The sequence below is a fragment of the Bacillus sp. 205(2023) genome (genome assembly GCF_037027485.1).
GTDB lineage: Bacteria > Bacillota > Bacilli > Bacillales > Bacillaceae > Bacillus > Bacillus halotolerans.
In genome coordinates this window covers 17,970-41,140 of sequence record NZ_JAXCHF010000005.1, presented here as the reverse complement: position 1 = coordinate 41,140, position 23,171 = coordinate 17,970, and the positions used below count along the sequence as shown (strand labels likewise).

Below are 23,171 nucleotides of genomic sequence, written 5' to 3'. Positions count from 1 at the left end.
TCATGAGATGGGCATAAAAAAATAAGCTGTTCACGATGAACAGCTTACCTAATAATTCACGCCGGTTTGACGTTTTAATGTTTCAAGCCACTCTGTATCACCTGTCCCATAGCCCTTGCTTTGCCCCAAATCTCTCAAAGACCCATTCCTGTAGCCAATTGACAGAATGAAATCAGGGATGGCATCATACCCGATTTCCGCAATGTTACTGAGCTGTGAACCATAGTGAGATATAGCATAGGAAGCAGTTTGTTTTTGCATAGGATCATTCTCAAGTTTTTCTTTATATACCTCTAATAGATCTCGTCCGTCAGGTGTGATGTATCGGCCATCGACAACTTCTAAATCCTTCAAATGGTAGCCTGTGACTTCGTACATCTCACGAACTGCTTGGTACTTTTGATACGCCGCTTCGGAATATTGTGCTGAATCGCTGGTCTGGCTTTTCAAGATATGTAAAAACAGCTCTTTGCTGTTGTCTCCAGATTGCAGCAATCGCTCAATTTGACCGATGAGCTCCTTGTCGTCGGTTCCGCTCACCTTTACCTTATAATCGATGGGTGTAATGGTAAACGTAAGTTCTGTACCCGCCGGGATTTGAATATGGTTCCGATTCAGGAGCACTTGAAGCTGCTGGTTAACCTGGCTTCGCTGGAACACCTTTGCATTCTCGGATTCCACTTCCCCATTAAACGTAAGATTGCGAAACGCTGCATCCTGGAGGTTATAGTTTTGCGCCTTTCCTTTGAATAGCCATTCTGTTTCATTATCATAAGCAGCCTGTCTTTCTGCAGCTGACAGATCACTTCTGAAATAAGGAGACTTCGAATTTTGATACTTATCCTTTATATAGCCTAAAGGATCAGACTTCGTTTTGTTTACCGCATTCATCCGGCTGTACTTTTCATCTAGAATTTTGATTCGGATATCGCTCTCAGATTCATAAGGATTATTGGATCGAATCACAGTTTCTTCCCCTGTGTCTTCCACTGTTCGGTCATTTGCTGATTGCAACACTTTGCTGAAAGTCCCGTTGTTCCCCGCTACACTGGTTTTTGAGTAGTTGAGTTGAGCTGATCGATTCCCTTCTCAGAGGACCGTGTCTCAAGCCGGCTATATGCCTTTCCCAGCACCTCTGCAGATGTACTCCTGCCTTTATCAGCCGAAACTTTTTTGTGATATACTGTGCCATGAGCTGGGTGCAGATATATTGACGATCCAGACGCATTCGATTCCCTCCTGAATAATTCTCTCTTCTCTTTTTATCGGCAAATCAACTGTATATATTAACCTCTTAAAACATTTATTTACACTCGGAACTTTATTATGTTTGATGGTGAAAAAAGGAGGTTTTCTCATGGCTAAAAAATGGATCATTCTATTCGCTCTCATGCTGTCAGTTCTATTTACTTATACTTATTCTGCTTACGCAGCCGGAATCACTGCCATTACAGGGATCCGGCTCTTTTTTATGCTAAGCTTCCATAGAATAGACTTAGCCCAAGATGCAATTGTTTTGATAAACTATAATCAGTACAACCAAGGGAAGTGCAGCGCGAATGGCATTAAAACAGTTAAAAAAGCTATTATTTGACCGCCCACTGAAGAACGGCGTCATATTGAACAACCAATACAAAATCGAAGAATGCCTTGGCATGGGCGGCTACGGCTTGGTATATATGTGCACCGATGTTCATACGCAAACACCGTACGTCTTAAAACAGCTCCGTCCGACAAAAGCCAAAAAACAAAAGGAAAGAGTCCGATTTCAGCAGGAAATTGGTCTGCTCAAAAGCATCAACCACCCGCAAATCCCGGCCTTCATAGAAGACTTCATCATAGACGGACAAGCCTACTATGTCATGCAGCTGGTCGAGGGCGATAATATAGAGGAATTGTTATTTTTTCAAAAACAGCCGTTTACAGAGCTGATGGCATTACAGCTGATGTCTCAGCTGCTGGACATTGTAGAATACCTGCATGAACGTCTCATTTTTCACACTGACATCAGAACGCCAAACATTATGATGAATCACGGTAACGTATATCTTATCGATTTCGGCCTTGCCAAACAGTTATCTCATGAAGAAGATGAGGAATTAAAGCTCAGAAAACAGGATGACTTCTTCGATCTCGGAGAAACCCTGTTGTTCCTGCTGTACTCTCAATATAAAGGGAAAAAGAAGAAAAACGCCACTTGGCTGGAGGAATTAACGCTGACAAAAGAAGTAACCCTGCTACTGAAAAAATTATTGGGCATTGATGAAGAGTATCAGCACACGGCTTCCATTCGCGAAGACCTGAAGCGTGCGATTCAATCAGTGACATAAAAAAACCCTTGTCCCAATGCGGAACAAGAACTTTTTTTGCGATTAACTGCTGCTGTAGCTCCGGCGTTTGTAGCGGTGACTGCCGCCATAACGATCATAATGTCTTCTTCTGCCAGAGCTGCTGCTGTAGCTCCGGTAATGGCGGCGCCGGCTGCTGCTGTAGTGCCGGTGTCTGCGATGGCGATCACTCGAGCTGCTTGAGAGGTACTTGATCGTTTTGATGATTTTTTTAAACATATGCTGTTCACCCCTTTTCTGCTTCCTATTATATATAATTGTTCGGAAGAAAGAAAAACATAGCCGGATCACTTTTTTGAAAACAAAAACGCAGTCCCATTTCCATTTGTCTTCAGCACATAAGTAATATGAAGCAACCGGCATATATCCTCAATAATCTTCAACCCAAGCCCGTTACTATCTTGATCTCTATCAAATCCAATGCCATCATCGCGAATCGAAACAGCTCCGTTTTCTATCGTGACTTCTAGCTTTTCAGCTTTCGAATGCTTTAGCGTATTTTGAAAAATGTTATCGAATAACCTTTGGATCCATAAACTGTTGCTCATCCATATCAAACTTTGACCTGACGGCTTAAATTGCAATTCAATGCCATTGATACTGTATAAATAATCCCACTTTTTCACTGTGGTTTCTAATAGATCAGAAATATTAACTTCGTCATTTACAATATAAGAACTCTCTAACGTTTCGGCTGAGTAATGATTGAATTCATTCGTTAATTCCGCAATATATTCAATTTGCTGGTACAAAGATTCAAATGCGGTTTGATCCTGGCACTGGCTCTCCAAATAAAATAACTGCAGCCTGAGAGCTGTTAAAGGTGTATTGATATCATGCCTTAGTTTTTGCAGCAGCTCCTTTTTTATTTCCTCTCGCTGTCTTAGTTCCAGTTCCCGGTACGTTGTCCGTTCAATTAACAAGTTGACCGACTTGATCAATTCGCCAATTTCATCAGCGTGTTTCACTGCTATTTTATCAGGCACCTTTTGATCACTCGCCAGATGCCGAATGGTTTGATTCAATAGATTGATTTTACGCAGCAGAGAATGGATCGATTTTGAAAATAAAAAAGCTAACAATAAAAGTGATAATAAAAATACGGACAGCATTGCCGGATACGCAAAAGACCTGTGAAAGGGCATGCCATGATTGATCGGTTTAAACATGCTGTCATAAATCACCGACATCAAAATGCTAACCGCCAGCAACAGTACCGGAACACTAATGACGGCCGTACATAATAACAACTGATATTTTGTCTTTAGCTTCATTTCTTCACAACGGTATTCAGCCGATACCCTTCTCCATAGATATTTTCAATGATCTCACCCGCTAAATCATTAATTTTCGCTCTGATTTTTTTAATGTGCACATTCACGATATTCGGATTCCTGTCTTCAAGCTGCCATAGATAATCAAAGAAATGTTCCTTTGTTAAGATATTGTTTCTGTTTTCATACAGATAGAAGAATATTTTCCGCTCAATCGCGGTAAACAGCACTTCATGGTGCAAACTCCCATTGAATACCTTTTTGGTGTCTGCATCAATAGACAAATGTTTGATTTGCGTAAAGGTGCCATAATGATGCTCTAGCATATTTTTCATTCTCAGCAGCAGCTCTCTCGGATCAAAAGGCTTTACCATGTAATCCTCGCCAATTTTCAATCCTTGAAGCTTGCTGTCCATATCATTGCGGGCGGACAGAAAAATAATAGGAAGGTTTAACCCCAAATCTTTTATTTTCTTAGACATTTGATACCCGTCCTCACCTGGCAGCATCACATCCATAATGACCAAATCCGCCTTCTGAATCACCGAAAACACATCCGCTCCATCTGTTTTCCACATCACATGATATCCCTCACGCTGCAAAATCTTCTGCAGCAGATCACCAATCATGACATCGTCTTCCACGATTAAAATATGATAACCCTTCATCTTAGCGAACCTTTCATTTCAGTTTTTGTTTGAGAAACTTCATAGAAAGCTGATAGATCTGATCAGGCTGGTATAAATATATGCTGTGTGTGCCCCTTAGCTCTTTCACTTCTGATACTTCTAATTGGTCTGCAAGTTCTTTATAATCTTTACGTTGCTGTTTTGTATATTTTGAGTTTTTATATTGATCAGCGATGGCATCTAAAAATAAAATCGGGGTTTCTTTTGGTACCGGAAGATTTACTGATTTGCTGCCGTTTTGGTCAGACTGTAACAGCTCATGCTCCATATCAGCATTGAAAAATTGCTTAAAATTAATGGCTTTATAGATTTCTTTTTCTTCATCAGTTAAAAACGACTGCCGAATCACCTCAGAATTGTATACTGCGGAAGGCATAAATCGATGAAAACCGATCGAAGTCAACAGATGGAACCCCCTCATTTTCAGTCTGTCAATCCCGCTCAATTTATACGTGACATACTGCTGAGGCAATCCGATATCCATCGCAACAATCGCCTTAATTTCCTCAGGATATTTCTGCGCCCAATAAATCGCTTCAATCCCGGATATGGAATGAGGCATTAAAATATAAGGAGGCTTATTCCCGCTTTGCAGAAGCGCTTTTCTCGTCTGTTCTAATATTGTATCAATATCCCTGCCATCATCATACACGTCGCTGTAGCCATAGCCCCCACGATCCACTACAGCAATCTTGTTTTCTTTTGAAAACTTGCTGTACAACCCTTTCATCTCATAAGCAGGCGCCGCAATCCCTGAACCGGACATAAACACAAACGTATCCTTCCCGCTTCCCTCTTGATACACATTCATCTTTTTACCGTCAACATCGACTAATGTGCCTTTTTCTTTAAGGAGTGCTGCTTCCTGATTTAGCTGGTAATGGTGGTAGATAAAGACCGAGACGGCTGCAAGCAAAATCAAAGCACCTATGCTGCCAAAAAAGATTTTTACGACTTTCCATAACATTTTCATATGATGCTCCTTTCCCGTGATACTGAAAGGATACGGTATGAAAATAAATAACTGATTAACTTTGGAACAGTTTTATTTTCACATTTGACTTTGCCCTTACGGAAAGGTGTACATTTGGAGCATAGCAGAACATTTGATGAATTTACCCACTAATAAAAAAATATTTCTTCATTAAAAAACCTTCCTGCTTATAGGAAGGACCGTTTGCCATACATACTGACAAGAATGTCAAATCATTCTGTGATTAATTCCACCAGGGCAAATGAATTGGCCATTTTTTCATTGAGATGATGTCAGTGTTTGCTTCTCGAGCGGCAACTTCCTTGACCTTTACGCGGATGTTCAGGTTTACATGCTCTTGTGTTTTCAGTGTTCGATCAAGGCAATCGTGCCCTGCTTCAGCTCACTACCGGCAAAGCCTAAAGAATTCTCTCTCTTCGCCTTCAACACATACAGAACGATACCAGCCCTTGGAAGTCTTATGAACTGACTTTGAATAGCTTATAAAAAAACACCCGCTTATATTACGAGCGGATGTTAGATCTTTCGAAATGAACCCATTGAATTTTAAGAAGTATATTATTGATTGATATCTTTTAGCGCTTGTTTCGGTTGCGAATGAAAAATCATCAATGATGCAATAATGGCAATCATAACCCCTAATGCACCAATCCAGGTAATCGAGGCCAATGATACGTTTTCTACAAAAACCCCTCCTATTCCTGCGCCGACTGCCATGGCGAGTTGCATCATGGACTGATTAATACTGAGCAAAACACCTGACATTCCCGGCTCTATTGTAGCCAGGTGAAATTGCTGTGTCGGACCGGTAGACCATGCGGCAAACGACCATAATATCAGAATCACCAACACTCCGATATGGGAATGGGTGACAAGTGACAGCAGAATCAGTGTGACGATATGCAATGTCATCCCGCCAACGAGTGTAAAGGGCACTCCCCATTTATCGGTGCTATATCCCCCAAACTTTGATCCAACCAAACTGGCAATTCCAAATATAAGCAAAACACCGCTAAGCAGTTTGCCGCTTATTCCTGAAATGTTCAAGAGATACGGTGACAGATAGGTATAAGCAACAGAATATCCCCCAAGCCAGAAGAAAGTGATTGATAAGCCCATCGCCACTTTCCGTTTTTTGAAAAGAGCAAGCTGTTGAAGCAAAGGTACAGGTTTATCCCCTTCAGTATGCGGAAGAGTAAAGAATATAACGGCCATTGCGATCAATCCCAACAAAGCAATTGCACCAAATACAGACTTCCAGCCTAATGCTACTGCTATCATTCTTCCAAGCGGAACACCAATGATTAAAGAAGCGGTAAATCCCATAACGACCGTAGCGATGGCACTGCCCTGCTTCCCTTCCGGCGCAATCTTAGCGGCAATCGTTAATGCGGTTACAACAACCACACCTGCTCCCATCGCCATAATGATCCGCGCTGCAATAAACCAACCATAACCAGGCAGAACAAAGGCCAAGATATTGCCGAACACAAACAAACCGAGAGCATAAATCATCAATCTGCGTCTATCCATACTTGCTGTCAACACCATGAGTACGGGTGTTAAAAGAGCATATACAAGTGAAAAGATCGTAATGAGCTGGCCCGCGGCGGCCAAGGTGATCCCGAGTGTATGCGCAATGTGATCCAAAATACCGGAAATGATGTACTCTGAAGTTCCGACTAAAAAGCTGACAATGGCTAACATATAAATTTTCAAGGTGTTAGACATAAACGTTCACTCCTTAATTTTTTATTATAACAACATATCACGAATTATCGATATGTTAATTTAAAAAATAAACACATCGTAATATGTCGATATGTATGGTGTAAAAATAAACATCTTTTGATGTTTATTTTTTATATCTCTGTTTTAAGAAAGTCCGCAAGTTTCCCAATGGCTTCTTCATCTCTTTTGTAATAAGTGTACTTTCCAATACGCTCCGCCTTAATCAGGCCGGCTCTTAAAAGGATGGTGAGATATTGGGAAGCCGTTGATTGCGTCATTTTCAATTTGTCTGTTATTTGACTGACACATACCCCGATTGTGTTCATATCAATCCCTTCATGGGGTGAAAAATGACGATCAGGTTCCTTCAGCCATTGCAAAATTTGCAGCCTTGATTCATTTGATAAGGCTTTGAATACTTCAATTGGTTCCATATCGTTTATTATATCGTTATATTCCGATATGTCAATTCGTTTTTTCATTTTTGATGACTGACTTCTTTTTAGACATTAAAAATCTGAAGACTTATTTCAGTTCAGTTGGAGGTATTACAGAAGTTAACTTTCGCATACCTACTGTTAGATTGACCATTAGAAAGCGCTGCTTTATATATACTTTGCTCTCATTCTGCTTGTTTATCTCTCCAAATATTATAGATTTTTCTCAAGATCATTACATAATTTAAATACCATCACTCGTTCGCCTGTCCGAGAGCTTAAATCGGTATGAAAACTTTTCACTTCTTCTCCGGTTATCGTTAGGATAATATCCTTTAGACCCTCTATCCCTGATTCAACTAGCTCCGAACGAGTTTGTTTGATAGATAACATACCCTCTTTTGATCCACAAACTGCATATTCTGCTGGTGTTAAAATTCCTTTTAAATTAACGATGATCATATCCCGCAGTATATCAGTTTTAACAGATACAGACCCACGCCCAAGATAATCCTTCTCCCATTGCGTAATGGACTTACTGATCTCTGATTCAATAGAACCTTTCGTTTTTTTCATATATAACACATCTCCTGGCAAAAAAATTGGCATATTCTATTAGTTATTTCGTCTCATTAATATTCTCTTACAACATATCCTTCATATACACCTTCAATATCCAAATCAGTTGTGCCGTTTCTTGTGACCGCTACAATTTTGGATAACATATTTTCTTCCATCATAGAGTGTACATGCAAAAATCGAACGCTCCCTAAATGGGTTTCCTCAACTTCTTCATAAGATTTTAAATGATAAAAATGAATTGCTTTTCTTATTACTTTTTTCATACATTCCCTATTTTCACGATCAAACAGAGTCATTTCCTCTATTGTTTTCGTGACAAAATCAGTTATATTAGCGCCCATTACATTCTCCTTAAAACTGCTTTCTCCCCATATATGGGTGTAGAAGCTGACCACTTCACTCCATCATGACAAGCAATGATCAGGTAAGGCTTGACCTGTTTTAGTAGAAGGAACCTCCACAATTGAGGATTCCCCATCTTTATGATCAACGATTAAACCTCTGACTTTAACATATGACGGCACCAGTGGATGTTGACGAATGATATCAACACTTTTTTCAACAGCGCCACTGCTATCTTCATTTAGCCATTCATCGACTGTACCGCCTAAAAATTCAGGCTTGCAATGTTGAAAGAGATAATCCAATGTCTGTATTTTATCTTTCATTGTTTCAAGTTGAGTTAGTCCATGACCTGTTGAAGTCTGCTTATCTTTTGTTCCTACTACAAAGACCTCCTCAACATCTTCCTGGTAAATCGCAAAAATAACAGACCTCATGATTTCTCCATAAGGGTGTGAGATAGCGGCACCATAACTTTGTATCGTCAGCATATTTTCTGCTGGAGTATTAGTCACTTCTTGTAAAATAGGCTCCAAACCGTTTTCCATGTCCGTCAAAAATAATACTTTTTTATTTACATTCATATAACACACCTCTTCCTTATGTTTATCATTTTTATATTAAGTAACAAATCCATTTGAGAAATGTTTAGATTCATAATTACCAGCTTTCCCAACATCCTTCTGGATCAATACTAGCCAGTCGAACCCATCCATTTTGAATTTTTTGCAGAAATACTGGGTCATTATTTAATAACCGTTCTACATGTTGTCTAGGCGCTTGGATGACAATCAACAAACGAAGAGGAGAATGATAAGCCTCATGGTCTGATTGCATGACGGATTGCCAAGGCAGTCCGGCTAACAAGTCACTTGCATTCCCCTGCATCACTCCGAGACCTGCAGTAACGGTTTGAGTTGCTTTATTTCCGCTGCCATAATAATGGGGTGCTACTGTTGATGCGTAATATTGTAAATTAATCCATTGGGCCACAGTTCCAGGTCCTGCAATAATATTTGCTAGGAGTTCACCGCTTTCATCCTGCTTCCAATCATAATTATGAAGGAAAGCTCTTCCTTCCAAATCACAATCCTGTGTTAGTTCACGTTGGCCGATAATAAAAGCGGCATTACGAGCCAGTCCCCATTCCGGACGTATCTCACTCCAATCTTCCGCAAATCGGTGTGCCTCAGCCTTCGGATTTTTAAGTTTCGATTGGACATTCGGTAATTGGGCCAGTCGTTCTGCATTTGCATGATGTTTTACTTTCGGCATAACCGCTTCAATATGATCAAATGCTTCCTGTGCAGCTTCGGAAAGCTCTGGCACATAAAGCCAATGTAATTCATCAACCGTTGTATTATGTTCAGCAGCGGCAAAAACCGTATCCTCAGGGATTTTCATTCCTTCAGTTAATAGAGCTTCTCTTACCTCTGAAAGATTACATAAAGCAGCTAAAACTCTTGCATTGAATCCGCCGGCCGCTCCACCGCAGGCACCACAATCAAGAGCCGCGGCATAAGGATTATTGGTGCTTTGACTGCCATGTCCGCAAATCACGACCAAGGGTGCAAAATTCTCTGTTAATCCCATCATTTTTAGTGCTTGCCGAGCATAGTTCACTTTTTCTTCTTCAGTAAAACCCACAGGAATCTCTGCCTCTGTGTCATTAACATGATGAAGCGAGAGTTTTGTATCAGGTTTCCGTAACCAAGTCTCACGAAGATTACGAATAAAACGATCTGCTCTTCTTGGCGCAAAGCTGCGTGCCACCATTTGCAAACTAAGCCAAGGTCCACTTAGCTCAGGTAGAAGTAAGCTCGTAAGTACATTCTGTTTCATCTTTTTAAATGTATAGCTTAAGGAATGAACTGCCTGCTTGCGTTGGTTGTATTTTTCGAGTACATCTTCATCTGCGAACTCTTTTATTTTGTTTTGCGGTTTTTGTATGACCGGCAAAGAGGCATGACTGTGTTTACTGCCAAGTTCACAAGTTGCAATCGGCACCCCGAAGAAACCAGCAACACCAATCGTTTCAAACGGGCCTGCTTTTTCTAGTTGACGACGAAAAGGCTCTGACCGTACATCGATACAGAATGCTAATTGAGCTAATGCAGATTTTTTACCGTTGGTTTCACGTTGTTTCGAGATGATCTTCTGACTTAATCGATCAGTGTGTGTTTGCTCCCATGCTTCTAACCAAAGTTTCCTGCGAAGTTTCTCATCAAAGCTGTAGGCAAATGATAAATATTCGTTTTGTTCATTGGCCGGCATCTGTGACCATTCCTCTAATGTAAGGCCCCCCCAATGTATCCAAGCTGCTAAAAGGGGAGTAATCGAAATTTTTTTCTCAGATCGTTGTTTATTAGTCAAAGGTAAATAAGGCTTTATAAGGGCCCATTCCATGGATATTCGAACTGCTAAATATTCTGTTAGAAGTGCATGTTCATGGCTCGATTGTTGGGAGCGCCAAAGCATCATCCCTGCCCATCCGGGTAAGGAAAGTAAATGACCTTCAAGATAACGCTGTATCTCTGATTCAGGGATTTCTAGTGCGAATAACGCTTCTTGTAAAGCCAAGTGTGCCTCTTGCGGCCAGCCTTTTAACCTTTCACGCTGCTTTTTACTAAGTGCTGGATCATACTGAATGAGATGCTGCCAGGCACGATAGAAACCTTCCTCACGGTTGGGCATTGTCCAACCTGCTTGAGAGTCATCAAGATATAATTTACACCACTTAATGACATGATGATCTAGGATATTGATTAACCTTTCACCATCTTGATTTTTTATATACGAACTGATTGGCTGCATAAAAACATTCTCGATATGATCCACTCCACTGCATTCATTCACCAATTTCTCCAGCTTATGTGATGATAAAAGGTCGGAAGGCAGTGGTTCTAATTTTAATCCAGCATGACAAAATCGCTCTGCCGCATCCCTTGGAATATGAAAGGAATGTGAATCAAGCCAATGCTGCAGCCCCATTTCCACAAAATCTTCATCAATCTCACCTTTATTCTTTGCTGATCGGATCATAGACGCACTAGGGTATATATCAACATCACGAGTATTTTTCAGCCAGCTTGCAACCTGATCAAAAGGCTGGTTTTCAAGTCCCATCCACGGGTTACGTGCAGCGAACGTTGAAATAGGCCAAAGTGGTGCAATGACTCGGCTGGCAGATTCAATTAAAACGTTAATATCTCTTTCTTGAACATCAATATCTGACTCTTTCTTTTTTACATTTTCTTTCGTTAATACGGATGTAATGCCCAACACTTATTACCTCCTTATGATAAATATTGTTTAAGGTAGTCTGGATGACTCTCTACTGTCTTGGGTTTTGCTTCACCTAATCGCACTAACCAAAGATAGAGTACTGCGAAGAAAACTGAAGAACGATGACGAGCAACCCAAGTACCTAAAACACTGCCAAATAGCAAGAGACATACGACAATGATGACAGCTGACATTGGAGGTTGAACACTTTGAAAAACGCTTGTATGCAGCCACTTATAGAAGAGGGTATGAATGATAAAATATACAAAGGCTGCTCCTCCTAAACATGTTAAGCCGGCAATTCGGCCCATTTTCCCCTCTCCAAAAGCCACAAGCTGAGTCCAAGAAACGGACAATGACCACCCTAAGATTAGGGCACTAATGAATTGATATCCCTCTCCAGGAGCAGCGAGCCAAAAAGCAACGCTTATCACTAAGGCTAACGCACGGCCAGCCATGATCCATAAATAGGATGATCTTTCATTAACACGCGTCGAAACTTCGAAACGCCGTACCGCCGAACCAGCCTGTAAAAACAACGTAGCTTTGAATAAACCATGTAAAATAAGATGAATAATGGCTGCGATATAGGCTCCTAATGCACACTGAATGAGCATAAACCCCATTTGTCCAATCGTGGAGCCTACTAACTGGCGTTTATAGTCAACCTGGACTAAACTAATACCCGTTCCAATCAATACAGAGATGCCAGCAAGCATAAGTAAAATAATCGAAGCTATACCTCCATTAAATAGAGGTGAAAATCGAGCCAATATAATCCCGCCTGCATTTACTAAACCTGCGTGCATAATCGCAGAAACAGGAGTTGGAGCAACAATAGACTCAATCAGCCATCTTTGGAATGGCCATTGAGCCGCAGGAATGATCACTGCCAGTACAATCAATAGCTGAATCCCTGTTCTCTCCCATTCTCCCAGCCCAGCTAAACTTTCATTTGTTACAACCAATGATAACTGCCATTTACCTGTGGTATGAAAAAGCCACATCATCGCAAAAAACAAAGAAAACCAACTTAACAAAAATAATCGGCCAGTAACCTTGGCTGCTTCACTAGCGACTTGCCAAGCACTGTTTAACCTGATAAGCAGGGTTAAACCGACAAGAGTTGCTCCCCAAGAAATAACCATCAAGCGGAGGTCACCACTTAACCATGCAATTGAAGCAGCACCTGTAGTGAAAGTGAAAAGTGTAAAATATTTTCGATAAGATCGGTCTCCCATTAAGTAACGTACAGAAAAACGCTGAATGATTAAACCAATTGTAAGAACAAAAAAAGTCATTAACCAAGCTAAGGAATCGAAGTGCCAAGGGCCAACATTCCCATTCACACTCCTATTGGCAAGAATCACTAAGGAAACCAACGGCGGTAAAGCCAAGATACCAATATGAATGCGAACAAAACTCAAGGGTACGCGCGGATGTAAAAACAATAGTCCACTAATCCCAGAAGCCATAAGCATAATAAAAAATAATGTTAATAATGATGACAAACTCAGCGAAACTAACATTTCAAATTCTCCCTTTTTAAAAGTCGTTATTGCTCAAAAGACCTTTAGATCAGATCATATTTTCTATCATTTAATACAAATTTTATATATCTCTATTTTTTCCAATAAAAAAGCCGACAATTTCAAAATTTCAATGATGTTTTTAATCATTGAATCTTGAAAATTGTCGGCTTCACTTCAACTAACTCCTGCGAAGTTTTTTGAAGAGCTACCTTATTATTGGTCATTTTACGATATGCTATGTTTTAACTTCCTTCTAAAGGAATGAAATCATCGCTACATTTTAATATAGTGCTTAATTATCAAATAAAATCGACTTATGTTTCTCCTCCATTTAAATTAGGATACTTTTTCATCCTGTCAAGATTAGTTGAAAGAATGCTAAAGACCTAATAATTTAACAAACGAAAATAAACATCTGGGCCGATTATTAAGTTAAGTATAAGATATGCTAAATTTTAAGCATTGTCAAGATGTTGGAATACAGAGAAAGAAGTATCAAATCCTTCTTTCCCTTTAAATATACATCCTGAATCTTTATCCAAGGCTTATGATATCTATCACTTTAATTTTTTGTAGAAATACAAGAAGAATTTTATAATCATTTTTCTATTTTCTTGTTTAGTAAATAACTGACTTCAATTAGGAACTATAAATGAATACTGGTTCCTACTTTATTTTCAACAGCCTTAACGACCAAGAAATTGAACTAGCTTTTGTGGATATTGTTATAGCTAGAATTCCCCAATTTCTCCGTAGATGTCACTTTCCTTAAAAATACCTTCTTTAATATTTTCATATTCTTGTGGCAATCCTAAATATCAGTAAAATTAAACATAGCCATCTTTAAAACAAAAAACCCCTTTGGCTAAAACTGTAGCTTTAAAATAAAGGTTGATCAAAAATAACACATGAACCTTCAGTTTACGGCAAATTTAAAGAATCCATAGAAAAAAGATAGATCAAAATGGATTCTACAGCTTTGAATACAGATGGAATCTTTATAAAAGAGTTTATCATTTTAGGTTACGATTTTTTGAACATTAGCACTCGATTGTTGAATAAATCTAAAGGTTTTTTGACTTGTTTTCCTTTCTTTTGAACCGATAAAGAAGTATGTTTTCACATTTTTCATAAATTTTCATGGTAGTTTGAGTAATATTTAGTTTAGGGAATGTTAAATATATAAAAGTTGAAACTGCTAGGCTTATTAATACTCCTGCTAAAACATCAAAAGGATAATGAACACCAACCCATATACGGGAGACTCCCACAAGAACAGCTAACAATACCCATAAAATTGACCAGCCTCTCTTAAAGAGCCAGAATGAAATACAATATGAGAAGAATAAAATTGTATGGTCACTTGGAAAAGAATTGTCTTTTTCTTTATGTATCAGTTTATTAACCTCTCCCAATTCAACAAAAGGTTGATAATTCGAGTGAAATATCCCTGAAACCTTCCCTATCGTAAAGGCACAAATGAAAGCGATAGATGCACAAAGAATCATAATTCTATTATCCGTATCTCTTGTAAACCAAATAAAAAGAACACTTAGTGCAAGTAAAAAAACCATATATTCAGCAATAAAACTAAATACAGGATTCAAAAAGGGATGTTCTTTTCCTAAGTCATTAACTAGTCTAAACAGTGATATATTAACTTCTGAAATATCCAAACCCAACACCATCCAATCTCTTTTTAGAACATAATAAAAGAAAATTAGATGACCTGCCATCGAATCAAATTACATTATTTGAGATTAAAGTTACATTTTTGTAAGATTGGTGTCACATCATTTATGTAAAAAGGGGGCCCAAAATCAATTGGAATCCCCTTATAATTTTTAGTTACCTGCCTCTTTAGTTAAAATAGAAAAATACCCTTAGACAAAAATTATCTAAGGGAAAAAGCATCGCAACATTTTTATAAACGTCGTAACTTTATTTTAAAGCCACAAAAACAACCAAAGGGGTTAAACATTTTACTCCACAGTAACACTCTTCGCAAGGTTACGCGGCTTATCAACATCACAGCCGCGATGCAGTGCAGCATAGTAAGCGATCAGCTGCAATGGAACAACAGATACCAATGGAGCAAGCGCTGGGTTTACTTCCGGTAATACGAATCTGTCATCTGCATCGTCTAGGCCTTTCAGTGAGATGATGCATGTGTTGGCTCCGCGAGCGGCAACTTCTTTGACGTTTCCGCGGATGCTTAGGTTTACGTGCTCTTGTGTTGCCAGTGCGAATACTGGTGTTCCTTGTTCGATCAAGGCGATGGTCCCGTGCTTCAGTTCGCCGCCGGCAAAGCCTTCTGCCTGGATGTAAGAAATCTCTTTCAGCTTCAATGCGCCTTCGACACATACGAAGTAGTCGAGGCCGCGTCCGATGAAGAAAGCGTTTCTGGATACAGTCAGGTATTCACGAGCGATCATTTCCATTTCGTCTTTCTGGTCGCAAAGGGCTTCCATTGCGTTTGCTGCGATACCGAGTTCTTTGACAAGATCAAATCCGATATCGATGCCGTTTTTGTCAGCAGCTACTGATGCAAGAACCGCAAGAACTGCGATTTGTGCTGTGTATGCTTTTGTTGACGCAACAGCAATTTCAGGGCCTGCATGAAGCAGCAATGTATAGTCAGCTTCACGGGAAAGCGTTGATCCCGGTACGTTTGTGATCGTCAGCGCTTTGTGTCCGAGTGCTTTGACTTGAACAAGAACCGCGCGGCTGTCTGCTGTTTCTCCGCTTTGAGAAAGGAAAATGAAGAGCGGTTTCTTAGACAGAAGCGGCATGTTGTAAGAGAATTCACTCGCTACATGCACTTCAACCGGCACGTTTGCCCACATTTCAATGTATTGTTTACCGACAAGTCCTGCGTGATAGCTTGTTCCGCAGCCAATGATATAGATGCGGTCCGCTTCCGCTACAGCCTCAGCAATATCGCCAGGCACAGACAGTTTGCCGTTTTCGTCTTGGTACGTTTGGATGATTTTGCGCATCACAACTGGCTGCTCATCCGTTTCTTTCAACATGTAGTGAGGGTACGTGCCTTTTTCGATATCACTGGCATCCAGCTCAGCGATATAAGACGCACGTGAAATAACGTCGCCATCAAGGTTTTTGATAACAACTTGATCATCAGTCACGATGACCATTTCTTTATCCATCAGCTCTACATATTCGTTTGTAACTTGAAGCATTGCCATCGCGTCAGACGCCACGACGTTGAATGTATCTCCAAGTCCAACTAATAGAGGGCTTTTGTTTTTCGCTACAAAAATCGTTTCTTTGTTATCGTTATCGAATAAAGCAATTGCGTAAGAGCCTTTTAACAGTGTAAGTGTTTTGCGGAACGCTTCTTCTGTATCAAGACCTCCGTTGACAAATTGCTCGATTACTTGAACGACTACCTCTGTATCGGTGTCACTTTTGAGCTCTACATCTTGTAAATAGTCCTGTTTCAGCTGAACATAGTTCTCGATCACGCCGTTATGAACAAGTGTAAAGCGGCCCAGTGCGCTTTGATGCGGGTGAGCGTTCAGATAGCTTGGTTCGCCGTGTGTTGCCCAGCGAGTATGGCCAATTCCTGCTTTTGCTCCTACATTGGCATCCACAACTTCACGAAGATCGGCAATGCGTCCTTTTTCTTTAAACACATGGATCCCCTGTTCGTTGGCAACTGCGATACCCGCAGAGTCATAGCCGCGGTACTCAAGCTTCTCCAACCCTTTTAACAAAATTTCCTTCGCATCAAGCTGACCGATATAACCTACGATTCCACACATAATTTCTTCCTCCTAAGATTGTAAAAGGAGACGAAGAAAGTCATTTTTCAAGGGGACTTTCAATCGTCCCCTCCTACATGTTTTATGGAAGATCATGTGATTTCCCTTTGTTCAAGGAGTCGCCTCCTTGGTTTGAAGAAATCCTTACGGCTGTGATCTGCATACTCAGCCGGGAGGCATCCGCCGAAAAATCGATAACCTCCATCCTCGTCAACTAAGCCTTTTTTCGGGCGCTTAGTTCGGGCGCTATAATTATAAGTAAAACAAAATCCCGTCTTTCCTGCCTCTAGAAAACAAGAACAAGACAAGCTTGATTTTACAGCATGTGCCAAGAATGGTCAATTGTTTTTTAAACAACTTTGCCGCCTGTCTCACAATTATTATATGTGAGACGCACTTGTCTTGTTCGCTCTCTGTTTATAGATTTCGTTACTCTAATCCCATTTCTGACCGGACGACTTCAACAATGCGATTAACATATTCATCGCACAGTTCTTTCGTCTTCGCTTCAGCCATCACACGAACGAGCGGCTCAGTGCCAGATGGGCGCACTAAAATCCGGCCGTCGCCGTTCATTTCTTTTTCAACCTCAGAAATAACGGCTTTTACTTTTTCGTTTTCTTCGACTTTATATTTATCAGTTACTCTCACATTGACTAAAAGCTGCGGAAACTTCTGCATTTCAGCCGCAAGCTCTGACAGCGGCTTGCCTGTCGCTTTTAATGTATTCATCAGCATAATGGCGGACAATAATCCGTCACCTGTTGTGTTGTAATCAAGGAAAATTAAGTGGCCGGACTGTTCTCCGCCGACATTGTAGCCGTCTTTTTTCATCGCCTCTACCACGTAGCGGTCGCCGACAGCCGTCTGCACGCTCTTTATCCCTTCTTTTTCAAGCGCTTTATAGAAACCGAGGTTGCTCATGACTGTGGAAACAACCGTGTCATCCTTTAAGCGGCCCTCTGATTTCAGGTATTTTGAGCATATGTACATAATTTGGTCGCCGTCAACGATATTTCCTTTTTCGTCGACTGCGATCAGTCGGTCGCCGTCACCATCGAACGCAAGGCCGATATCAGCATTTTTCTCTTTTACAAACGCATTGAGCGCTTCAGGATGAGTCGATCCGACTCCGTCATTGATGTTTAATCCGTTCGGAGAAGTTCCCATTGTCGACACGTCTGCGTCTAAATCGGCAAACAAGTGTGTCGCAAGCGATGACGTCGCTCCGTGTGCGCAATCAAGCGCAACATGAATGCCTGTGAAATCTTCGTCGGCAGTCTGTTTTAAGAATTGCAGGTACTTTTGGCCGCCTTCAAAATAGTCGTTTACAAGTCCCAGGTCAGCTCCAACCGGTCTTGGCAGCTTATCCTCCGGTTCATCCATCAGACGCTCAATTTCAGCCTCCTGTTCATCAGAAAGCTTAAATCCGTCTCCTCCAAAGAACTTGATTCCGTTATCCTGCACTGGGTTATGAGAAGCAGAAATCATGACGCCCGCCTCTGCATCCATCGCTTTTGTTAAATAGGAAACACCAGGTGTAGAAATGACTCCCAGACGCATGACTTCTGCGCCAATTGATAAAAGTCCGGCGACAAGGGCTCCCTCCAGCATATGGCCGGAGATGCGTGTATCGCGGCCTATCAGCACTTTTGGACGTTGTTTGTCTTTTGTCAGCACATACCCGCCGAAACGTCCGACTTTAAAGGCCAGCTCAGGCGTAAGCTCGCTGTTGGCAACACCTCTTACACCATCTGTTCCAAAATACTTGCCCATTTTATAATCGCTCCTTTTTTATTCTGATGAAGATTGTGAACCTGTATTTGATTCATCTTCATCCTGATCCTGATTTTGATCTTGGTTTTCGTCTTGATTTTGATCATCATTGTTTTTATCGCTGTTCGTTGTATCTTCTCGCTGATTATTCTCTTTGTCATTCGTCTTGTCATCAGTGTCATCCTGGTTCCCTGACGTCGTATTGCTGTTATCTTTTGTTGTCGTATTCGTTTTTTTAGACGTAAGCTTGATTTTTGCATTTTTCTGCCCCAAGGACCAGGTTACATTTTGAGGCCCGTTTACTTCAAGCTTCACACTGTGCTCTCCGTCATCTAAATCAGATACATTCACATACAATTCTATGTCTGATTTCTGCAGTTTTTTTATGTTGCCGGGAGAGCCTTTGGCCGTAACATCTATCGTTTGTGATTCCGGATCCAGAAATTCAATGTTCTGTGAGCTGCTCAGCCCTACAGTCTTAATAGGGACATTCTCAAACGTCTGATCCGCTTCACTATCTACTTCTATATGCAACGTCACCTTTGACGGCGAGATTTTTTTGACGCCGTCAGGAAGCGGAATATCTGCCTCGATATCAGAATCCTTTTTGATTTTGCTTAAATCTAAGCTGACACCGTCTATAAATTCAAGAGAATCCAAGACATCCTGCGAGCCGTAAACCGTCACCTCACTGGGACTTGATTCGATATTTGCTATGCTGACCCCGTCAGGAAGGCTTCCTGTCCGTTCAATTTTAAAGGGCACTTTTTTACTCGGACTTGTCACCGGAACGGTAATTTTGATGACCGAGGGCTCCACATCGACAGGAAGCGCGTTTCCGTCTTTATCATAGACAGTCACCTTCGCTTCCTTTTCAATCGTTTCATCTGCATTTTCCAGGTTTACCGAAGCTTTCACAAGAGAAATATTATCAATCACGGCTTTAGAACCGGTAATCTGTACATTTTTAGGACTGACAATCGGCTGCTCCGGAGAATAGCCTTTTTTCATCTTGCTTTTGTTGTAGTACTCCACTTCAACAGGAAAGCTTTCTGTCGTGCGTTCTTGAATGGTGACGGTCGTCACGGACGGATTAATGGATATCGTCAGTCCATCCGACACGTTTTTGGCCTTAAGCTCGACCTTATGTGTGCCGGTTTTCAGCTTCTCCATATCCGCGTATATCTCAAAATTCTTTGTCTGTCTCGCCTTCTTCACGGCGCTTGTCGGACCTTTTATCGTGACATTCACCGTTTGCGGAACGCCCGTAACGACATAATTTTCATCATCGTAATATGCTTTAACCGGTATATCAGTCAGTGTTGCCTCATCAGTTGTAGATGTCGGAAAAAATGATTCACCTGGTTTTTTCGGAGTTGGTGCTTGGTTGCTGTTAACCGCTACATAAAGCAAGAGCGCGAAAAGCAGCGCAATGACTTTCACAGCCCAGCGGTTGTTTAAGAATTTATCCATTTTTCTTGCCCCTCCAATACCAACGGTTAGAAGAAGTCTCTCTGGTGTTCTTCTTAAACTCTGCTTCAAGCATTTCTTTCAGTGCTTCTTCCGTCAGCTCTCTGTGAAGGTCACCATTCCTCGCCACACTGACGCCGCCGGTCTCTTCAGACACGATAATCGTCAAACTGTCTGTAACTTCACTGATTCCGACAGCCGCTCTGTGCCGCGTGCCCAGTTCTTTTGAAATGAACGGGCTTTCAGATAGCGGCAAATAACAGGCGGCAGCGGCAATTTCATTATTTTTCATAATGACCGCTCCGTCATGAAGCGGTGTATTCGGGATAAAAATATTGATCAAGAGCTCAGAGCTGACCTTTGCATTCAAAGGAATGCCCGTTTCAATATAATCCCCCATACCCGTATCCCGCTCAATGGTTAAAAGGGCGCCGATCCGGCGTTTCGCCATATAATTGATCGCTTTTGTTATAGCCTCAATTGTTTTCTGCTGCGCTTCCTCAACCGGCGTGCCGCTCCTCGAGAAAAAACGGCCCCGTCCAAGCTGTTCAAGCGCTCTTCTCAGCTCAGGCTGAAAGATAATAATAATTGCTAAAAATCCCCATGTTATCGCTTGGTCCATCAGCCACTGAAGCGTGCTGAGGCCCAAATATTGACTGGCCATACGGACAAGCACGATCACAACGATTCCTTTTAAGAGCTGAACCGCCTTCGTGCCGCGTATCACCATAATCAGTTTATATATCACATACCAAACAAGGAGAATATCAACGGCATTGCCGAGGTACTGCAAAAAAGGGATATCCTCAAAAGCCATTTCCTCGTCCTCCAAGAATTCAGTCATTTCGTATTTTGAAGTTTAATGTGTTACGCATATGTACTTTACATAGCGAGCCCATTATACCACATTTCGTTTTGGCAAGTGAAATATGCCAGCCGTTTGAGAACCTAAAAAAGAGTAAAGCGCACCACACGCTTTACTCTTCTCCGTTCGGGTCTAATGCATTGAATACACTTTTCCCCGCAGACTTCATTTTATACCATGTCCAGTCGAATAATTGATTAATCTCCTCAATTTGACCGGTGACTTGTCCAGCAGAGGCCATATACTTTTCTCCGTTTACAACGGTGACATCCCCGTCTATTTTCCCTTTAATAATCAGCTTGCCGTTTTTGACGGTGACATCACCTTTGACCGTCTCACCTTCAGGCACGATCACAGTGTTGTTTTGCACGACCAGATTCGGCTGCTTCGACACGCTGAAATTGTGGTCATTGTGCCAGCTGTTTAACAATCCTCCGCCCATCAAAATGATGAATACCGCAGCAGCCGCGATAACCGGATGGGATCTGAACCATCTTTTCACAGAAGCTCTTTTCTTCTCCTTAGGCAATTTTGCCATGACGTTAGCGGTAAAATCGGCGGGGGCTTCGACATGCGATGTGCTCCGGACGAGCGCAATGGATTTTTCCATCTCATAAAAATGCTTTCTGCATTCCTCGCATGCCTCTAGATGTTCTTTTAATACTTGTTCATCTTTCGGAAGGATATCTCCATCAAGATGCATATGCATAAGCTGCACAATTTGTTCAGGACAGCTCATTTCATCACCCCACTTAAAGATCCCTTAATTGTTTTCTAAGAGCCTCTCTGCCTCTGTGAATCCGCGTTTTTACAGTCCCCACAGGAATGTTCAGAATCTCGCCGATTTCAATTAATGAGAGTTCATCAATATACTTTAATACAATGACAGTTCTGTATTTGTCAGGAAGCTTTAATATTTTCTGCTGAATCGTGTGTGAAAGCTCCAGCGATACGACTGCATCTTCAGGCAAAACTCCATCTGCGGCGATTTGGGAATACATCGTCAAGCCTTCTGTACCCGCCACTTCTGCATCGAGGTAATAATCCGGCTTTTTTTTGCGAATGCGGTCAATGGTCAAGTTGGTCGCAATTCGATAAAGCCAAGTTGAAAATTTCCGGTTGATATCAAAACTGTCGATATTGACGTACGCTCTGATGAAAGCCTCTTGTGCGATATCTTCCGCCTCATGCACATTGCCAAGCATACGGTAGCAAAGCTGATAAATTTTATCCTTGTAAATATCTACGATGTCCGCAAATGCATTTTGATCGCCTTTTTTGACTTGCTTAATTCTCTTTTTAATCATCATTTCCATATTTATCTAACCTCTGCCTTCACCGGTCTGTATGTATACGAGCTTCGTTTCTAAAGGTTTCAATTTTTTTATAAAATAAGTTTAACAAATTTTTGGCAGGGTGTAGATGGCAATTTGTGAATAAACTACCTTAACATATTTTTAAAATTATTATACAGACTGAACAGTTAGAAGTTGGAATGATTTTTTCAAAAAGAAAAAAGACACCTTTTGATCAAAGGTGTCTGTGACTGGGCTAGCTGGATTCGAACCAACGCATGACGGAGTCAAAGTCCGTTGCCTTACCGCTTGGCTATAGCCCAATAATGGTGGAGGGGGGCAGATTCGAACTGCCGAACCCTGAGGGAGCGGATTTACAGTCCGCCGCGTTTAGCCACTTCGCTACCCCTCCATATTTTCAAGAAAAACAGTGCCGGCAAGAGGACTTGAACCCCCAACCTACTGATTACAAGTCAGTTGCTCTACCAATTGAGCTACACCGGCAAGATGGTGGAGGATGACGGGCTCGAACCGCCGACCCTCTGCTTGTAAGGCAGATGCTCTCCCAGCTGAGCTAATCCTCCAAATGGTGACCCGTACGGGATTCGAACCCGTGTTACCGCCGTGAAAGGGCGGTGTCTTAACCGCTTGACCAACGGGCCGTTTCTGTTCTCGTCGAGCTGACAAAAGTTATTATATACAGGTTCCCCCCCTTTTGTAAAGAGGAAATTTAAATTTTTTATTTTCAAACTTTTTAACCCCTTTT

General features: G+C 41.3%; 19 protein-coding genes, 5 tRNA genes and 2 pseudogenes. 2 read left to right on the top strand and 24 right to left on the bottom strand.

Annotated features, from left to right (window positions below; all coding sequences use genetic code 11):
• Window positions 1-48: 48 nt before the first annotated feature.
• Window positions 49-1,228, bottom strand: a pseudogene (locus WA325_RS13655) (DUF4885 domain-containing protein).
• Between the two features lie 129 nt (window positions 1,229-1,357).
• On the opposite strand from WA325_RS13655, the pseudogene WA325_RS13650 reads away from it, so the two are divergent.
• Window positions 1,358-1,468, top strand: a pseudogene (locus WA325_RS13650) (hypothetical protein); the annotation flags it as partial.
• 91 nt (window positions 1,469-1,559) lie between these two features.
• Window positions 1,560-2,330, top strand: a complete 771-nt coding sequence (locus WA325_RS13645; RefSeq protein ID WP_336183792.1) for a serine/threonine-protein kinase — start codon at window positions 1,560-1,562, stop codon at window positions 2,328-2,330.
• Here the strand turns inward: WA325_RS13645 and WA325_RS13640 are convergent.
• From WA325_RS13640 to WA325_RS13530, 23 genes are all read right to left on the bottom strand, one after another.
• Window positions 2,315-2,578 (bottom strand): hypothetical protein, encoded by a 264-nt coding sequence (locus WA325_RS13640; protein WP_227599091.1) that lies wholly within the window; start codon window positions 2,576-2,578, stop codon window positions 2,315-2,317. The two genes, WA325_RS13645 and WA325_RS13640, sit on opposite strands and share 16 nt — an antisense overlap.
• A gap of 57 nt (window positions 2,579-2,635) precedes the next feature.
• Window positions 2,636-3,622 (bottom strand): sensor histidine kinase, encoded by a 987-nt coding sequence (locus WA325_RS13635; protein ID WP_336183791.1) that lies wholly within the window; start codon window positions 3,620-3,622, stop codon window positions 2,636-2,638.
• Entirely contained in the window at window positions 3,619-4,290 is a 672-nt protein-coding gene (locus tag WA325_RS13630) for a response regulator transcription factor (protein WP_336183790.1), read from the bottom strand. The genes WA325_RS13635 and WA325_RS13630 overlap by 4 nt, the downstream gene beginning before the upstream one ends.
• A gap of 13 nt (window positions 4,291-4,303) precedes the next feature.
• Complete coding sequence (locus WA325_RS13625) at window positions 4,304-5,284, bottom strand: alpha/beta hydrolase (protein WP_336183789.1); 981 nt, start codon at window positions 5,282-5,284, stop codon at window positions 4,304-4,306.
• A 579-nt stretch (window positions 5,285-5,863) separates the two neighbouring features.
• Window positions 5,864-7,036, bottom strand: a complete 1,173-nt coding sequence (locus WA325_RS13620) for an MFS transporter (RefSeq protein ID WP_336183788.1) — start codon at window positions 7,034-7,036, stop codon at window positions 5,864-5,866.
• A 131-nt stretch (window positions 7,037-7,167) separates the two neighbouring features.
• Window positions 7,168-7,470 (bottom strand): ArsR/SmtB family transcription factor, encoded by a 303-nt coding sequence (locus tag WA325_RS13615; protein ID WP_044162143.1) that lies wholly within the window; start codon window positions 7,468-7,470, stop codon window positions 7,168-7,170.
• Between the two features lie 216 nt (window positions 7,471-7,686).
• Window positions 7,687-8,049: a DUF2294 domain-containing protein gene (locus tag WA325_RS13610; protein WP_003241432.1), complete on the bottom strand. Its 363-nt coding sequence runs from the start codon at window positions 8,047-8,049 to the stop codon at window positions 7,687-7,689.
• 56 nt (window positions 8,050-8,105) lie between these two features.
• Window positions 8,106-8,396 carry a DUF6407 family protein gene (locus WA325_RS13605; protein ID WP_127696122.1) on the bottom strand — a complete coding sequence of 97 codons (291 nt, stop codon included), beginning with the start codon at window positions 8,394-8,396 and terminating at the stop codon, window positions 8,106-8,108.
• 63 nt (window positions 8,397-8,459) lie between these two features.
• Window positions 8,460-8,981 (bottom strand): carbonic anhydrase, encoded by a 522-nt coding sequence (locus WA325_RS13600; protein ID WP_336183787.1) that lies wholly within the window; start codon window positions 8,979-8,981, stop codon window positions 8,460-8,462.
• Between the two features lie 76 nt (window positions 8,982-9,057).
• A complete protein-coding gene (locus tag WA325_RS13595) occupies window positions 9,058-11,679 on the bottom strand; it encodes a DUF2309 domain-containing protein (protein WP_336183870.1) in 2,622 nt (873 codons plus the stop codon).
• Window positions 11,680-11,693: 14 nt separating this feature from the next.
• Entirely contained in the window at window positions 11,694-13,211 is a 1,518-nt protein-coding gene (locus tag WA325_RS13590) for an NADH dehydrogenase subunit 5 (protein ID WP_336183786.1), read from the bottom strand.
• Between the two features lie 1,067 nt (window positions 13,212-14,278).
• Window positions 14,279-14,902 (bottom strand): undecaprenyl-diphosphatase, encoded by a 624-nt coding sequence (locus WA325_RS13585; protein WP_336183869.1) that lies wholly within the window; start codon window positions 14,900-14,902, stop codon window positions 14,279-14,281.
• A gap of 294 nt (window positions 14,903-15,196) precedes the next feature.
• On the bottom strand, window positions 15,197-16,999 hold the full coding sequence (gene glmS / locus WA325_RS13580) for a glutamine--fructose-6-phosphate transaminase (isomerizing) (RefSeq protein WP_024120031.1): 1,803 nt from the start codon (window positions 16,997-16,999) through the stop codon (window positions 15,197-15,199).
• 429 nt (window positions 17,000-17,428) lie between these two features.
• Entirely contained in the window at window positions 17,429-18,775 is a 1,347-nt protein-coding gene (gene glmM, locus WA325_RS13575) for a phosphoglucosamine mutase (RefSeq protein WP_336183785.1), read from the bottom strand.
• 18 nt (window positions 18,776-18,793) lie between these two features.
• Entirely contained in the window at window positions 18,794-20,248 is a 1,455-nt protein-coding gene (locus WA325_RS13570) for a CdaR family protein (RefSeq protein WP_024120029.1), read from the bottom strand.
• Window positions 20,241-21,062 (bottom strand): diadenylate cyclase CdaA, encoded by an 822-nt coding sequence (gene cdaA / locus WA325_RS13565; RefSeq protein ID WP_024120028.1) that lies wholly within the window; start codon window positions 21,060-21,062, stop codon window positions 20,241-20,243. Before cdaA ends, WA325_RS13570 begins: the two co-directional genes overlap by 8 nt.
• A 160-nt stretch (window positions 21,063-21,222) precedes the next feature.
• Window positions 21,223-21,849 (bottom strand): anti-sigma-W factor RsiW, encoded by a 627-nt coding sequence (rsiW, locus tag WA325_RS13560; RefSeq protein ID WP_059292084.1) that lies wholly within the window; start codon window positions 21,847-21,849, stop codon window positions 21,223-21,225.
• A 13-nt stretch (window positions 21,850-21,862) separates the two neighbouring features.
• A complete protein-coding gene (gene sigW, locus WA325_RS13555; protein WP_010332813.1) occupies window positions 21,863-22,426 on the bottom strand; it encodes an RNA polymerase sigma factor SigW in 564 nt (187 codons plus the stop codon).
• A gap of 230 nt (window positions 22,427-22,656) precedes the next feature.
• Window positions 22,657-22,728 (bottom strand) — tRNA-Gln (locus tag WA325_RS13550).
• 4 nt (window positions 22,729-22,732) lie between these two features.
• Window positions 22,733-22,817, bottom strand: a tRNA-Tyr gene (locus tag WA325_RS13545).
• A gap of 19 nt (window positions 22,818-22,836) precedes the next feature.
• Window positions 22,837-22,909 (bottom strand) — tRNA-Thr (locus WA325_RS13540).
• A gap of 4 nt (window positions 22,910-22,913) precedes the next feature.
• Window positions 22,914-22,989: transfer RNA gene (locus WA325_RS13535), tRNA-Val, on the bottom strand.
• Window positions 22,990-22,992: 3 nt separating this feature from the next.
• Window positions 22,993-23,067 (bottom strand) — tRNA-Glu (locus WA325_RS13530).
• Between the last annotated feature and the right edge of the window lie 104 nt (window positions 23,068-23,171).